Origin of the sequence: Acinetobacter sp. Ac_3412, from assembly GCF_013072675.1 — a bacterium.
GTDB lineage: Bacteria > Pseudomonadota > Gammaproteobacteria > Pseudomonadales > Moraxellaceae > Acinetobacter > Acinetobacter higginsii.
The window spans coordinates 407294-422883 of record NZ_LXUJ01000011.1 but is presented as its reverse complement, the minus strand read 5'-3'; the positions used below and the strand labels follow the sequence as shown (position 1 = coordinate 422883).

Annotated in this window: 13 protein-coding genes; 8 read left to right on the top strand and 5 right to left on the bottom strand. The window is 42.8% G+C overall.

What is annotated here, in order from left to right; translation table 11 throughout:
• The first annotated feature begins 12 nt into the window (after positions 1 to 12).
• From A7P54_RS14740 to A7P54_RS14720, 5 genes are all read left to right on the top strand, one after another.
• Positions 13 to 1560 carry a helicase HerA-like domain-containing protein gene (locus tag A7P54_RS14740; protein WP_171550028.1) on the top strand — a complete coding sequence of 516 codons (1548 nt, stop codon included), beginning with the start codon at positions 13 to 15 and terminating at the stop codon, positions 1558 to 1560.
• A 144-nt stretch (positions 1561 to 1704) separates the two neighbouring features.
• On the top strand, positions 1705 to 2916 hold the full coding sequence (hmpA, locus tag A7P54_RS14735; protein ID WP_171550027.1) for an NO-inducible flavohemoprotein: 1212 nt from the start codon (positions 1705 to 1707) through the stop codon (positions 2914 to 2916).
• Between the two features lie 79 nt (positions 2917 to 2995).
• Complete coding sequence (locus tag A7P54_RS14730) at positions 2996 to 3448, top strand: Rrf2 family transcriptional regulator (RefSeq protein ID WP_005147145.1); 453 nt, start codon at positions 2996 to 2998, stop codon at positions 3446 to 3448.
• Between the two features lie 84 nt (positions 3449 to 3532).
• Complete coding sequence (gene yihA / locus A7P54_RS14725) at positions 3533 to 4309, top strand: ribosome biogenesis GTP-binding protein YihA/YsxC (RefSeq protein WP_004804107.1); 777 nt, start codon at positions 3533 to 3535, stop codon at positions 4307 to 4309.
• Positions 4310 to 4438: 129 nt separating this feature from the next.
• Positions 4439 to 5383 carry a metal-dependent hydrolase gene (locus tag A7P54_RS14720; protein WP_016162204.1) on the top strand — a complete coding sequence of 315 codons (945 nt, stop codon included), beginning with the start codon at positions 4439 to 4441 and terminating at the stop codon, positions 5381 to 5383.
• 60 nt (positions 5384 to 5443) lie between these two features.
• On the opposite strand, the gene A7P54_RS14715 is transcribed toward A7P54_RS14720, so the two are convergent.
• A complete protein-coding gene (locus A7P54_RS14715) occupies positions 5444 to 6685 on the bottom strand; it encodes a dicarboxylate/amino acid:cation symporter (protein WP_171550026.1) in 1242 nt (413 codons plus the stop codon).
• A gap of 129 nt (positions 6686 to 6814) precedes the next feature.
• Positions 6815 to 7687, bottom strand: coding sequence for an acyl-CoA thioesterase II (locus A7P54_RS14710; RefSeq protein WP_004804100.1), 873 nt, complete (start codon positions 7685 to 7687; stop codon positions 6815 to 6817).
• 298 nt (positions 7688 to 7985) lie between these two features.
• Here A7P54_RS14710 and plsB point away from each other — a divergent pair, with 298 nt between their 5' ends.
• A complete protein-coding gene (plsB, locus tag A7P54_RS14705) occupies positions 7986 to 10532 on the top strand; it encodes a glycerol-3-phosphate 1-O-acyltransferase PlsB (protein WP_171550025.1) in 2547 nt (848 codons plus the stop codon).
• 39 nt (positions 10533 to 10571) lie between these two features.
• On the opposite strand, the gene A7P54_RS14700 is transcribed toward plsB, so the two are convergent.
• Both A7P54_RS14700 and A7P54_RS14695 read right to left on the bottom strand, forming a co-directional pair.
• The gene (locus A7P54_RS14700) at positions 10572 to 11549 is read right to left on the bottom strand and encodes a putative solute-binding protein (protein ID WP_171550024.1); all 978 of its coding nucleotides are present in this window, start codon (positions 11547 to 11549) and stop codon (positions 10572 to 10574) included.
• Between the two features lie 125 nt (positions 11550 to 11674).
• A complete protein-coding gene (locus tag A7P54_RS14695) occupies positions 11675 to 12493 on the bottom strand; it encodes an NAD-dependent epimerase/dehydratase family protein (protein WP_171550023.1) in 819 nt (272 codons plus the stop codon).
• Positions 12494 to 12511: 18 nt separating this feature from the next.
• On the opposite strand from A7P54_RS14695, the gene recG reads away from it, so the two are divergent.
• Positions 12512 to 14557, top strand: a complete 2046-nt coding sequence (recG, locus tag A7P54_RS14690) for an ATP-dependent DNA helicase RecG (RefSeq protein ID WP_171550022.1) — start codon at positions 12512 to 12514, stop codon at positions 14555 to 14557.
• A complete protein-coding gene (locus tag A7P54_RS14685) occupies positions 14550 to 15254 on the top strand; it encodes a phosphoribosyltransferase family protein (RefSeq protein WP_171550021.1) in 705 nt (234 codons plus the stop codon). Before recG ends, A7P54_RS14685 begins: the two co-directional genes overlap by 8 nt.
• On the opposite strand, the gene A7P54_RS14680 is transcribed toward A7P54_RS14685, so the two are convergent.
• Positions 15187 to 15582 (bottom strand): NUDIX domain-containing protein, encoded by a 396-nt coding sequence (locus A7P54_RS14680; protein WP_171550020.1) that lies wholly within the window; start codon positions 15580 to 15582, stop codon positions 15187 to 15189. The genes A7P54_RS14685 and A7P54_RS14680 overlap by 68 nt on opposite strands.
• Between the last annotated feature and the right edge of the window lie 8 nt (positions 15583 to 15590).

The following is a 15590-nucleotide window of genomic DNA, read 5'->3' as shown; positions in this document are numbered from 1 at the left end:
AACAGGTGAAGAATGAGTACACCAATCGTTATTGCAAAAAAAACCACTGATACAACACAAGATATTGTTTTACATTCTAAATTTGCAAACCGACATGGTTTGATTGCAGGTGCGACAGGAACTGGTAAAACTGTAACTCTTAAGGTGATGGCGGAAAGCTTTTCTCGTATTGGTGTACCCGTATTCCTTGCCGATGCCAAAGGTGATGTCTCTAGTCTTGCCAAAGCGGGCAGCAGCAATCCTAAATTTGAGGACCGTCTGAAAAGCCTGCAACTAGATGCAATTCCTTTTGCAGCATCTCCCGTTATTTTTTGGGATTTATTCGGTCAGCAAGGCCATCCGATTCGTACCACCATTTCAGAGATTGGCCCCTTATTACTGGCACAAATGCTGAATCTGAATGACACCCAAGAAGGTGTACTTTCAGCTGTGTTCCGTGTGGCAGATGATCAAGGTTTACTGCTGATTGATTTTAAAGATCTTAAAGCCATGCTGACTTACGTCAGTGAAAATGCAGCCAGCCTCAAAGCCGAATATGGCAACCTTTCCCCTGCCAGTCTGGGTGCAATTCAACGCAATCTACTGGCTTTAGGTGATCAAGGCGGTGAACAGTTCTTTGGTGAGCCAAGCCTGAATATTCTCGATTTCATTCAAACTGACACCAATGGCCATGGCTATATCAATATCCTAGCTGCTGATAAATTGATGAACACGCCAAAGCTTTACGCGACCTTCCTGCTCTGGATGATGTCTGAATTGTTTGAGCAGTTGCCTGAAGTCGGCGATATGGACAAGCCAAAGTTGGTATTCTTCTTCGATGAAGCGCATTTACTATTTGATAATGCCAGTCCTGCTTTGCAACAAAAGATTGAACAAGTGGTACGTTTGATCCGTTCTAAAGGTGTGGGGATTTATTTCATTACCCAAAATCCACTTGATCTGCCTGAAAGCGTATTAGGGCAATTGGGTAACCGTGTACAACATGCCTTACGTGCATTTACCCCCAAAGACCAAAAGGCTGTCAAAACTGCAGCGGATACTTTCCGTGCCAATCCAGAGTTTAAAGTCGACCAAGCCATTACTGAACTTGCAGTCGGTGAAGCATTGATTAGTTGCCTAGATGAACAAGGAACGCCACAAATTGTGGAGCGCGGTTGGGTGATGCCTCCTTACTCCTCCTTTACCCCGATCACGCCTGAAGAACGCCAAGTGATTATTGGGCAAAGTATTGTGGCGGGTGTCTACGACCAAGCCGTGGATCGCGACAGTGCCTATGAAATGCTGCAAAAGAAAGTATTGCAACAATCCCAGCAAAAAGAGGCAGACGAGTTAGCCAAACAGCAAAGCAAAGAGCAAGATGCTTTGGCTAAGCAACAAGCCAAAGAACAAGAACGTTTTGCTCGTGAGCAGCAAAAAGCCGCAGAAAAGTCACAGCGTGATCGTGAGAAACTCACTCAAGATATCGTCGGTACTTTTGCCAAGAGTGCAGCCCGTAGTTTGGGCGGGACGACTGGACAAAAAATTGTTCGTGGCTTACTCGGTTCTTTATTTGGTAAATAATAAAACCATAGCTAATTGTAAATTAAGGGATAATTTATTATCCCTTAATTTTTTTATGGCTTTCATTTAAATATGCATTGCAAATACACCTTATAAGATGTATTTTAAATACATCTTATAAATGATAGCCAAGAGAGATCAAGCATGACTCCGCAGCAAATTGACCTAGTAAAAGCCACTGTTCCTGTCCTACGCGAAAATGGTGTTGCACTGACTGGATACTTCTATAACCGCATGTTAGGTAATCATCCCGAATTAAAAGAAACCTTTAATATGGGACACCAACGCAGTGAGGCTCAAGCACAGGCACTTGCGGGTGCAGTTTTGGCGTATGCTGAGAATATTGAAGACCCTTCTGTGCTTTTACCTGTGGTTGAAATGATTGCGCATAAACACGTGAGCTTAAATATTCAATCCCCTGACTACGGCATTGTCGGTGAAAACCTTTTGCACTCGATTAGTGAAGTCCTCAATATTTCAATGGAAGATCCATTGATTGGCGCATGGGCTGCCGCTTATGGTCAATTGGCTGATCTATTTATCAGTACTGAAAAAGCCATTTATGATCAACACCAACAAACCCAAGGCAGCTGGTTAGGTTGGCGTAATTTCAAAATCGCCAAAAAAGTGGTGGAAAGTGATGAGATTACCTCGTTCTACCTTGCCCCTGTAGACGGTGGCGAATTACCACACTATGAAGCAGGTCAGTACATCTCAGTTCGCGTATTTGTACCTGAGTTGAATTTAAGACAACCGCGTCAATACACGCTTTCGACCAGCCCACAGGCAGATTATTTGCGTATCTCGGTCAAACGTGAAGATGAAAAAGGTGAACTTGCAGGTGGCTGGGTATCAAGCACATTACATAGTTTAGCTGAAGGCTCTGAAATTGAAGTGTCTGCACCAACAGGTAATTTCTATCTGATCGATAGCAGCAAGCGCAATGTCTTTATCAGTGGGGGTGTAGGATTAACCCCAATGATTGCGATGTTGAACCAGTTAGTGACATTGGATATGCCGCAACCCGTGAACTTCATTCATGCCTGCCGTAGCAGCCAAGTGCATGCCATGAAGCAACATATTCAGCAACTTAAAACCAAGTATCCACGTTTAAGTACATTTACGGCATATGAATTTCCACACGAAAATGACAACCTTGGTGAAGACTACGATGTTGCTGGACGTTTAGATTTAAGCAGCATCGATGCTGCACTATTACCAGCCAATGCTGATTATTACCTATGTGGCCCAATGCCATTTATGGCAGCGCAACATCAGGCGCTGGTTGCTCGTGGTATTCCTGCTGCCAACATTCACAGTGAAGCCTTTGGTACAGGTGGGGTCAAACTCAGCTAAGCCACACCACATTTTGCATAGGGCTAGTCTATGTTAGACTAGCCCTTTCTATTTCTTGCACCAGATTGAGTGAAACCACATGCAACTCAATAAGTTTACTGATTATGCACTCAGAATTTTGATGTATGTCGCTCGTCCGAGTGATGTACCTTATACGATTGCAGATATCGCAGAAGACTTACATGTGTCGCAAAACCACTTGGTTAAAGTCGTGCACTTCATGGGTAAGCAACACTGGATTGTGACTATTCGCGGCAAAGGCGGTGGCCTGCGCCTCAATCCGGAAGCCAAGAATCTGAAATTAGGTGCGATTGTTCGAACCTTACAAGGAAATCATCAAATTGTTGAATGTAATACCCCTCCTTGTGTACTTCGAGCCAACTGCGGACTAAAAGGAATTTTAGATCAAGCCTTAGAATGCTTCTATCAAAGCCTGGACCAATATACGCTTGGCGAAGTCGTCCAACAGGGCATTATCCCCTCTTCCACACGCTCAAATATCGACTTTTTAGAGCTTATTCAGAAAGCTTAAAATCACATATAGATGAAGGATTCGCACGAACGCCTCACATCCTTTATAATGGTCGTTGCTATTTCTATTCAAAAGTAAGCTTCTATGCGTCGCAGTGAAAAATCGAAAGATACCAAAGCCAGACTCGCACCTAAACAAAAAATCAGTTATGAAAAAAAGACTGACCCTGCATTAACTGAATATGCAGTACAGTCTTTAACTTGGTTACGCCAAGCTGAATTTTTGATGAGTGCGCCGAAACTGGCTTTATGCGTAGAAGATACGGGTTATGAAATCGCATTTGCTGGCCGTTCCAATGCTGGTAAATCAAGTGCAATCAACACTTTGACTAATCAAAAACAATTGGCACGTGCTTCAAAAAGACCGGGCCGCACCCAAATGATCAACTTTTTCAGCTTGGGTAATCCAGATCAGCGCTTGGTCGATTTACCTGGCTATGGTTATGCAGCGGTTCCTGAAGCAATGAAAATCGTTTGGCAGAAAGAACTCGAAAATTATCTAATCCACCGTAAAAGCTTACAAGGCTTGGTGCTATTGATGGATATTCGCCATCCTTTACAGCACTTTGACTTGATGATGCTGGAATGGGCACATTCACGTCATTTATTTGTACATATCCTGCTGACCAAAGCAGATAAGTTGAACCGCGGCCCTGCCAATGAAGTTTTATTTGATGTAAAACAGCAATTGAAGAAAATGAAACTCGATTTCTCAATTCAACTGTTTTCATCGCTCAATCGCATTGGCTTAGAAGAACTGGCAACTGTCATGGCAGGTCGTTTGAATTACACGCTTGATCAACCAACGGAATTTGACCTCAGCCAAATCCCAGAAGCCTCAGAAACCGACATTCAAGAATAAAAAGTGCATTTTATGCATCAAGTTGCATAAAATAATTTTTAATTGTCCCGAATTGCTAAACACAAACACTAGGTAGTTTTCATATACTGCTTAGTGTTGGTTCATTGCACTATCGATTAGGACTAAACGATGAAATTACTATCATTTGTGAAGAACAAAGTTCTTGGTTCTTCGATTGACTATAAAATCCTCCCACGCAAAGTAAAGTTTGACTGGGAAAATACGCCAGTGGATTGGATTCCAAACCAGCCTTTTGCCAGCTATTTTATTAATGAAATTAACAATATTTTACCTGCTGGTGAATTTTGGTTTTGCCGTTTATATAACAAAGTCCTTCCTCAAATTACCGATGAAAAATTAAAGCAAGATGTCCAAGCCTTTATTCGTCAGGAAGCAATGCATGCCGTTGCCCATACCTCTGCCAATAAAGAATATTTGACGCAACGCAATATTGATATTCAGCGTAACCTCGACATCATGGATTTCTTATTCACCAAGGTCTTGGCAGACAAGCCTTTCGATAAAGAAATTCCAAAAGCACTCGAACATCAGTGGGATTTATTCCGTCTAGGTGTGATTGCGACTGTTGAACACATGACCTGTGTACTGGGCAAATATGCACTGTACAACAAGCGCTGGGAAGAACTCGGTGCAGATCCAGAAATGATCGATCTGATTAAATGGCATGGCTCTGAAGAAATTGAACACCGTACCGTTGCATTTGATCTTTATCGTCATTTAGGCGGTGGTTATATCGCACGTTACTACATGAGTGTTGCCGTCATTATCGGTGTACTCGGCCTATGGGTCGATGGCGCTGCACATATCATGAGCCAAGACCCTCGTTTTGCTGACAAGAAGCCAAGCTTATTTAAGCCATGGATCTGGATCGAATGGTCGAAGATCGCGTTAAAAGACGCTAAAATCTTGCCAGGTCCTGCATGGTTGGTTGCACAACAGATTGATTACCTCATGCCTTGGTATGACCCAGTCAAAGAAGGCAATACCCAAGATGCTGTGAATTATTTAAATAATTCCCCTGCTGCAAAACGCGCCTTACAACCCGCAGCATAAGCATTCTTTTATAGAATAAAAAAGCAGGAGCCATCTCCTGCTTTTTTACGCCCAATACGATCAGCTTGATTCAGCTTCTGCCTGTTTTGCGTAGCGATCAACTACCACACTAATCATCATATCACCTTGTACATTGACCACAGTACGCACCGTATCCAACACACGGTCGATCGGCAGTAAAATTGCAATCGCCTCCGCAGGTAAACCGACTGACTGTAGCACCATAATCATGGTCACCATCCCCGCACTCGGAATCCCTGGTGCACCTAAGGATGCAATCATTGCCGTTAAACACACGATAATCTGCTGCGTTAAACTCAGATCCAACCCCATCAGATTGGCAATAAATAAGGCAGCTGCAGCTTCGTACAACGCCGTACCATCCATATTTAATTGTGTGCCTAAAGGAATCACAAAACCTGCCGTTTGTGGCCGTACACCTAAGTTTTCCTGCGCACACTTCATACTCAGCGGCATAGTTGCTGAACTTGAACTGGTCGCAAAAGCGGTGACTAAAGCCGTTCTCGCCCCTCTAAAAAAGGTAATCGGATTCATACGACCAAAAATCCACAGCAAAGCAGGTAACACCACCACACCATGGAATATAGTCGTCCCCGTCACTACTGCCGCGAATTCAACCAACCGACTTAATACAGACAAATCTTCAGTCGCAATCAGCTTGGCTAAAAGCGCAAAAATCCCGATCGGTGCTAGCTTCATCACCCAACCCACCAACATCATCATGATGTCAAAGAATTGCTGGCTGATGTTACGGACGAGACTAAAACGTTCACCTCCTTTGACCAATGCCACACCTAGGAATAAGGCAAACACCACCACAGCCAACACATTGCCTTCACTAAAGGCCTTAAATGGATTGATTAAAGTGTTTTGAATAAAGGTGGTGACAAAACTCGATGGCGTTAGGGTATCTGGTGTTTGGTGACTGTCCATTGCCTCTTGAAACAGCTGAATATCGACGCCTTTACCCACATCAAACAAATGCGCACAACTAATCCCCAGAATTAAAGCCAAGGTCGTCGTCGTCAAGCAGCTTAAAGCGGTAATTTTCCAAACACGCCCGAATTGCCCACCCGCCTGTAAATTGGAAACCCCAACTACGATTGAGCTAAAAATCAATGGAATCAGCAGCATTTTCAATAAACCAATGAAAACACTACTTAAGATGCCCAGTCCATAAAGACTAGATTCAACAAATGCGGTTTGTGGATAGGCAAGTAACAGAAAACCGAAAGCGACACCAAGCACAGCTGCAATTAAAATTTGTGTATTTAAATTCATTGTTTAATGGGTAAACATTTAACTTATCGGTACTATGGCATGCTCATGTTGAAGAATCGAGCAATTTTTTGTCACATCCTTATGATAAAAAAAGCCATCAGAATGATGGCCTTAGTACTGGTTTACTTTTTACTGGGTTTCAATTTCTCTGAGCCGAATCAAACCTTCTTGAACGGTACTACAGACCAACTGTCCATTTTGCCACATCCGCCCAAAATTCAAGCCACGGGAACTGGCACTAATGGTCGCCTCCATATCATAAAGCATCCATTCATCTGCACGCAGCGGACGATGGAAGTAAATGGTATGGTCGATACTGGCACATTGTAAGTTTGGAGAGATCCATGACAAACCATGTGGACGTAAAGCCGTGGTCATCAAGGTAAAGTCTGAATAGAATGCCACAATCGCCTGATGCAGTGAGATTTCATCTAAATCCGCTGGAATCGTATCATGGGTACGAATGTAATGCGCATAGAACGGCGCTTCAGGCTGCGGCTGAAATGGGTTAATCAACTGCGTCGGTCTGATTTCCACATGACGCTCCCGCATAAAACTGGCACGTACATTTTCAGGGACAAAGTTAATCAGACTTTCTTTCAGCTCATTCTCAGACTTTAATGTCTCTGGTTCAGGGTATTCAGGCTCTTTATGTTGATAGTTCAAGCCTTCTTCTGGATTGGCAAAAGAGACCATTGCAGAGAAAATAGTACGGCCATGTTGGATCGCACGAACCTGTCGACTGGCAAAGCTTTTACCATCTCTGAGGGGATCAACTTCATAAATAATCGGTGCATTGACATCGCCACCATACAGGAAATAGGCATGTAAAGAGTGCGCTGGACGATCCGTGGTATATGACGCTGCTCTTAATGCCTGTCCAAGCACCTGCCCACCGAACACTCGCTTGCCTACCAAATTGCGGCTATTGCCTCGAAAAATATGCTCTTCAAGCTTTTCCAGAGTCAACAGTTCTACCAATTCTTGAGTTAACGCATTCATGTAATAGTCTTCCAACATCAATGAGGAGAGATCAACCAATCCTTTCAGGGTTGATAATTTTGATTGTGCCACAAATTCAAATGACAATGGTCAGGATAAAATGATTCATCCGTCACGATAATGATGTATTGATTATCTTAATATGTATTTATAGCGACTAAAAATACGATTTTTAACGATAAAATCTACCAAATACGCTATATTTTGTCAGAAAATAACATACCGTTTCATGTAAGAATATCGCAGAATGTCGGGTTCATCATGACTCGATGTCAGGATTATTATTTAGGAGTTTGTAATGTCCAAGACTGGATTTGGTCAAATGTATCGCCAACTTTCGAGTAAGTTACTTGACCTTGTGGTAACCCCACATGTTCTTGGTGAAGTTCCTACAGAATCCACCACAGCAGAGCCAAACACAACCGATTCAAATAAGTTGGTGTGCTATGTTTTACAGAATTATTCTCGTAGTAATGCATTGGTGGTGGATGGTGAAACCCGTCGTCTCAATTTAAAACCTGCCTTAGATCCCTTGAGTTTTGGCAGTTATCAAGAAAAAAACTCAGTCCTGTTTTTACATCATAACGAAAACAATTTTTTTAATACTCAAACGTTCCCACCTCGCCTACTACAACTGGTTGAAGCACTTGAGCAACAAGCTGATATCGATATTCAGCTGGTACCTGTGACCGTACTTTGGGGCCGTTCGCCAGATAAAGAAGACTCTTGGTTCAAATTATTATTTTCAGATACTTGGGCAACACCAGGGACAGTCAAGCAACTGATGAATATTGGCTTACATGGCCGCCAATCTTATTTAGAATTTCACGAGCCACAATCTTTGCGTGAATTGGTAGATTATGCCAAGACCAATCATCCAAATGTTTCACCTGCTACCTATATTGCAAGTTCATTGGACACCTATTTAGATCAGCAACGTGAAGTGGTGCTTGGCCCTGACTTATCAGACCGTCGCAATGTGATGCAATCCGTGGTGAAGTCTCCTGAGGTACAAGATGCCATTCGCCGTGAAAGCATTCAGCATAAAATCAGTATGCTCGAAGCTGAACGCCGTGCGATTGGCTATGTCAATGAAATCGTCTCCGACTATTCGGCATCAACTGTCCGTTTTGCCGATATGGCCCTGACCCGTTTATGGACGCAGCTCTATGATGGTGTGGAAGTGCATAACTTCAGTACCGTGCGCGAATTGGCCAAAGACTATGAAATTGTTTATACGCCGTGTCACCGTAGCCATATCGACTACTTATTATTATCCTACGTGATTTATAAACGTGGCTTGATGATTCCATACATTGTCGCAGGTGATAACCTCAATCTGCCATTTGTGGGGCAGTTATTACGCGGCGGCGGTGCCTTCTTTATTCGCCGCTCTTTCCGTGGCAATGCACTCTACACATCCGTAATAAAAGAATATTTGTACAGTATTTTATCGCGCAATACACCAATCGAGTGCTTTATTGAAGGTGGTCGTTCTCGTACCGGTCGCTTACTCCCGCCTAAAACAGGGATGTTGGCGATGACCATTCAAGGACATTTACGTGGTCCAGCCAAACCGATTGTGTTTGTTCCCACTTATATTGGTTATGAACGCCTGATGGAAGGTTCAACCTATGTTGGTGAAATGCAAGGCAAACCGAAAGAAAGCGAGTCAATTTTTGGTATCGTAAAAGCCTTACGTAAAATCGAACGAATCTTTGGCAAAGTACATGTCAACTTCGGTGAACCAGTCTTCTTAAATGATATTTTAAAACAAAATAATATCAATCAAAGTAAAAACGACACTCCAAGCTCTAGTGATATTTCAACGACTGTTTCACAAACAGCACATCTAATAGTTGAAAACATCAACCGCGCTGTCGTCATCAACCCTGTGTCATTACTGTCTTTAATTCTATTGGCAACACCAAAACACACTTTAGATGAAGAAATCTGTGCGAAACAGCTCGATATCTACCGTGACTTGGCAACACAACGACCATATGATGAGCGCACGCAAGTGACCTCATTGTCAGGTAAAGAGATTATTGCTTATGGTCTCAAACTCAAGTTAATCAAACGTGTACAACATGTGCTAGGCGATATTATTGCGATTGAAGATAATCAAGCGGTATTGCTGACTTACTTCCGTAATAACATTTTACACGCCTTTGTTTTACCGTCATTGGTGGCTTCGCTGGTTGAGCACAATGGTAAAATTCACAAGAATGATTTAAGCAATGTGATCCGTACCTTGTATCCGTTTTTAAAAGCTGAATTATTCATGAAATGGGAAGCTGCTGATCTACAAAAGCAGATTGATAATTATATCGATGCCTTGGTTCAGATTGGTATTGTTTTCCAAGATCACGAAGACAACCTATTTAGCCCAACACCAAACAGTGAAGAACATCAAAAACTTGTGACCTTGGCGATGCCAGTGAAACAGAGTTTAGAGCGTTACTACATGACCCTTGCACTGATTACTCAACGTGGTTCAGGCAATATCTCAACCAAGCAAGTTGAAGAGTTGAGTCATTTATTGGGTCAACGTCTATCGGTACTGTATGAGTTCAACTCACCAGAGTTCTTTGACAAAGCCCTATTCCAAAGCTTTATTAAAGTCCTCACTCAACAAAATTATATTCGCAATAATGAGCAAGGCCTCATTGAATACGATGATAATTTCAGTGAGATGGCTGCGGGCGCACAACTGGTGTTAGATGAAACCACCTTACAAATGTTGCAGCACATCACTACATTCAGTGATGAAGAGCTAGCTGAAGCATTAGAAGCAATGGCTTCGCAACAAGCCAAACGCCGCTTAAAACGCAAGAAAGCTTAAACATTAAAAAAGGCAACTTCGGTTGCCTTTTTTAATGTGCTAACGACACTCTAAATACTTCGGATCATCCAAACATCTAAGGCGTTTAATCAGCGAAACAAAATACGCATCATAATAACCAGAGTCGACATAACGATTCCGAATCTTCACCACCATCGCGTCATAGCCCTGTTTCTCATAACCAGAGATATCCGCCCAGTAATAGGCTGGTAAATGGTTTTCCCATTGAATGGCTTGTGCAGCAAGTACATTGCTATTACGTACAAACCAAGATCGTATTTGATGACCAAAGCCCGCTGGGTAGACTTGTGGTCGAATCACGATGTTCATCGCAAAATATGCCATAGGGAAGTTAACGACCTGCGTGTCTGCACCAAACTCTTTTTTCAAGTTATACGGCAATATTCCATAGGCAGGTGCAGCCAAAATATCAATTTTTTTCTGCTTGAAGGATTCCACCGCATTGGAAAAATCTACGTAGACAGGTTTAGCACCTACACTTTGCACCAAGGCTTGCTGTGGTGGATTATTCTCCAAAATACCAATAGTTTTATTTTTTAATTGAGACACCTTATTGATCTGCTGAGTGTTCATGATCATATAAGCCGTGCCGATCGGGATCATACCCAGCATTTCATAATCTGCCCCGATCATACGCTTTTCTACATTGCTATTATTTAAAAGCTGTAAAAAGACTCTGGCAACACGATTATTGGGAATTAGCCCAATCCCCCCGGTTGTGCCCATAAAACGATTATAGCGATAGGTATTAAAGTTGGATGCCACCAAGCCTGAACATTTACGCTGCTCAAAAGCTTGTATAGCCTCCTTTTCATTCTTAAAAGTTTGAAATTTTAATTGAACTTGATTCTGTAGCGCATACAAACGAATATCTTGTAGACGGCGACTGATATCACCCTTTGTACTTAAAGGATCGAATACGCACCAAGACTGCTCAACAGCCCAGCTAGTGGTTGTGATCAACCAGAATAAAATCATGCAAATTATTTTTCTCATGTATCACCTTTACGCCTCGCCGCAAACCATGTGCTTAATTTAGGCGGTTCCTTTCAGGAATCTATTGGTATTTATAATTCAAAATACATACCAACTCTTTAAACTTTCTTTACAGTCTAATCTAATTATTTTTCATTACTATGTGCCAATAAAGCCGCTGCATAGTCATTAAAGCAAATCAAATGGTCAAATTTAAAATCAATCTCAACTAATCGTGTCGCGTAAATTCGCTTGCCAGTGTGTTGTTCTGATACTAGTTCTAAGGGTTTTACATGGAGTTGCTGTTGAAACCACCATAATATTTCGTGCATTGGTAGTGGTGTATTATTGCTAATGATATAACTTGCTTCAACTTTAGATAAATTAACTAATAATGCTAAAAACTTTGCTAAATCATCAATATGAATGCGATTACTAAAATGGATTGCGGGATAAGTTAGACTCTGTTCTGCCATTTTTTTGAGTCGGGCGATTGAAGTCCCATAAATGCCAGTCGGGCGAACAATAATACTTTGTTGCGGATAATGTGCTTGCCAAAGTAATTCCATCTCCCGAAGAATACGCCCTTGCTCATCAGCAGGCTGTATCAGCGATTCATCATCAATTCGCTCTCCTGCATTTTCGCCATACACCCGAGTCGAGGACACCACGACAATACGTTGCACGGGATGTACTTTGAGTGCGTTGACAATGGGCAATACACTGTCAAGATAGGTTTGCTGATAGGCTGCTATACCACTCTGTGCAGGGGCCAATACCACATACACCATATCAACAGGTGGCAGTTTACTTAAATCCAGCTGATGAATATCCTGAATATAATGGGTCGCGTAACAATCTGTTTTTTCACTGCGACTAATTGTGCTAATGTGGTGACCTTGCTCAAATAAGTGTTTAGCGACACGCTGAGATGTTTTACCATAACCAATAAATAAAATATGCATACACACCTTTGAGCAGAGATGACATCAGTTCAGCAATTACAAGGCGTTGGTGCTGCCGCAGCGACCCTCTTAGAAAAGCTTCATATTTTTAGCACGGATGATTTGTTATTCCATCTTCCCCGTGACTATGAAGATCGTAGCACTATTATTCCAATGAATCAGCTGATCGTTGGACGAAGTTACTTGCTTGAAGGTGAAGTCCGTTCTGTCGATTTCCCTCCGGGGAAAAAGAAATCGCTCGCAGCTCTGCTACAAGATGATTTTGGCAAGGTAACCTTGCGCTTTTACCATATTTATAAAGGTCTGACTGATCGTATCCAAATGGGGCAACGATTACGGATTTTTGGTGAAGTTCGCGTTGGCGCACGGGGTTTGGAGTTGTATCATCCCGAAATTCAAGTAATCCAGCAACATACTGCTTTACCCAAGACACAACTCACTGCGATTTACCCCAGCACTGAAGGCTTAACTCAACCCAAGCTGCGTGAATACGTCCGCCAAGCCTTGCAGCATCATAGTGATGACTTACCTGAATTACTGCCCAGCAAATACAGCAATGGCTATGAGCTTAAACAAGCGCTCCATTACATCCACGAGCCGCCGCTTAATGCTAATATGCTCCAGCTCAATCAAGGTTCACATCCAGCGCAACAGCGTCTGATTTTTGAAGAGCTGGTTGCCCATCAAATCAGTTTACTCACCCGACGTGCTTATATTCGGCAAATTTCTGCTCCACGCTTTAGTAGCAGTAAAGTGCTGGCGAAGAAACTCTTGGAAGGTTTGCCCTTCCAAATGACCAATGCACAAAAACGGGTATCCAAAGAAATTCTGCAAGATCTTAAACAAGATCAACCAATGCTACGCTTGGTGCAAGGTGATGTAGGCGCAGGTAAAACTTTGGTCGCTGCAGTCGCGGCGTGCCATGCCTTAGAAGCGGATTGGCAAGTGGCCTTAATGGCACCAACTGAAATTTTAGCTGAACAGCATTACTTAAACTTTAAACGCTGGTTTGAGCCTTTGGGCATTCAGGTTGCATGGCTGTCAGGCAAACAAAAAGGCAAAGCCAGAACTCAAGCAGAACAACAAATCAAAGAAGGTCATGCACAATTGATCGTGGGTACACATGCCCTGTTTCAAGACACTGTTGGATTTTCTAAACTGGGATTGGTGATTATTGACGAACAACATCGTTTCGGTGTCGATCAACGTCTTGCCTTAAGAAATAAGGGTGCAGATCAATTTACGCCACACCAATTAGTGATGACGGCAACACCGATTCCCCGTACTTTAGCCATGAGTGCTTATGGGGATTTAGACACCTCGATTATTGATGAACTTCCGCCTGGACGTACCCCGATTCAAACCGTAACCATTCCCCTAGAACGGCGTGAGCAGGTATTGCAACGCATTGCCAGCAATTGTCGTGAAGGTAAACAAGCCTATTGGGTCTGTACCTTAGTGGAACAATCTGAAACGCTGGATGCGCAAGCCGCAGAAGCCACTTATCAAGAAATTAAAGAGCGTTTTCCAGACATCAACATTGGTCTGGTACATGGCAAGATGAAGCCTGATGAAAAGCAAGCGGTGATGCAAGCGTTTAAAGACAATCAATCCCAACTGTTAATTGCCACTACAGTGATTGAAGTCGGGGTCGATGTACCGAATGCCTCGATTATGGTGATTGAAAATGCCGAGCGCTTGGGCCTTTCCCAATTACATCAATTACGTGGACGGGTTGGGCGTGGTGCAACCGCCAGTTTTTGTGCACTACTGTATAAAACCCCATTATCGCAGAATGGGCAGGAACGGCTTTCAATTTTACGTGAAAGCAATGATGGCTTTGTGATCGCAGAAAAGGATTTGGAAATTCGAGGTCCTGGAGAATTACTCGGTACCAAACAAACCGGAGATATGGGCTTTCGCGTGGCACGTTTAGAACGGGATGATCATTTACTCACACAGGCGCATTATGTGGCAGAGCAAATTCTAAAGGACTACCCACAACATGCGGAAGGACTACTCAAGCGCTGGCTGCCTGAGGCTCCAAGATATGCCTATGTTTAAACAACTTGGCATATCAGCACAGCAGGTTTTTGATTATTTTACACCGTGCAGTCTCTGCGACATCGGCATGAAACGCCAATTTGGTGTATGTCAAAGTTGCTGGCAACAACTGCCTTGGTTAAAGCAAAATATCGAGCGTAATCAGCAACAGATCTTGGTTGCTTGCCATTATCACTATCCGATTGATCGGATCATTCAACAGTTTAAATACGAGCAGAAACTGCATCATCAAAGAATATTAGATGGCCTGCTATTACAACTCAGACTTCCTAAAGTACATGCGATTGTACCAATGCCTATTTCGATTGATCGCCTAACAGAACGTGGTTTTAATCAGGCCCTGCTATTGGCCAAAACACTAAGCGCTCACCTGAATGTTCCTGTGTGGCAGCCAGTACAACGCTTGGCTCAACACTCACAAAAAGGCTTATCACGCTTAGAACGTATGGAAGATATTGAGCAACAATTTGTGGCAGCACCGCCTAACTCAATTCGTTATCGCAAAGTCCTTATTCTCGATGATGTCCTGACCACAGGCAGTTCGATTCGTGCTTTATCTAAGGTACTGACCCAACTCGGCTGCCAACAAATCTATAGTGCCTGCATAGCAGCCGCACAAGTACAACAAACTAATTCACTTGATTTTGCTGACACCACGGAATCACAATTTCTTTCGTTAAGGGCGCAAGTAAAGTAAATTGATCATCTAAATCAATCCATTTCATTTCTGCGATTTCGGCTGCAATTTGCGGTGGCTGCTTTAATTCAACGGCATACACATAACTTACCAAAACATGATCGGGTTCATTGGCTGCAGCTGTTTCGAAACGACCAATGAATTGTTTCAGCTCACATTCACAACCAATTTCCTCCAAAATCTCACGTTGCATCGTGATTTCAGGTACTTCATCCATTTCCAATTTGCCGCCCACTTGCATAAATGCATGTGTGTTTTGCTTGCGTACTAATAACAATTGATTTTGTTCATTCAAAATCACGGCAGCCGCGACGGTGATAATTTTCACTCATTGAT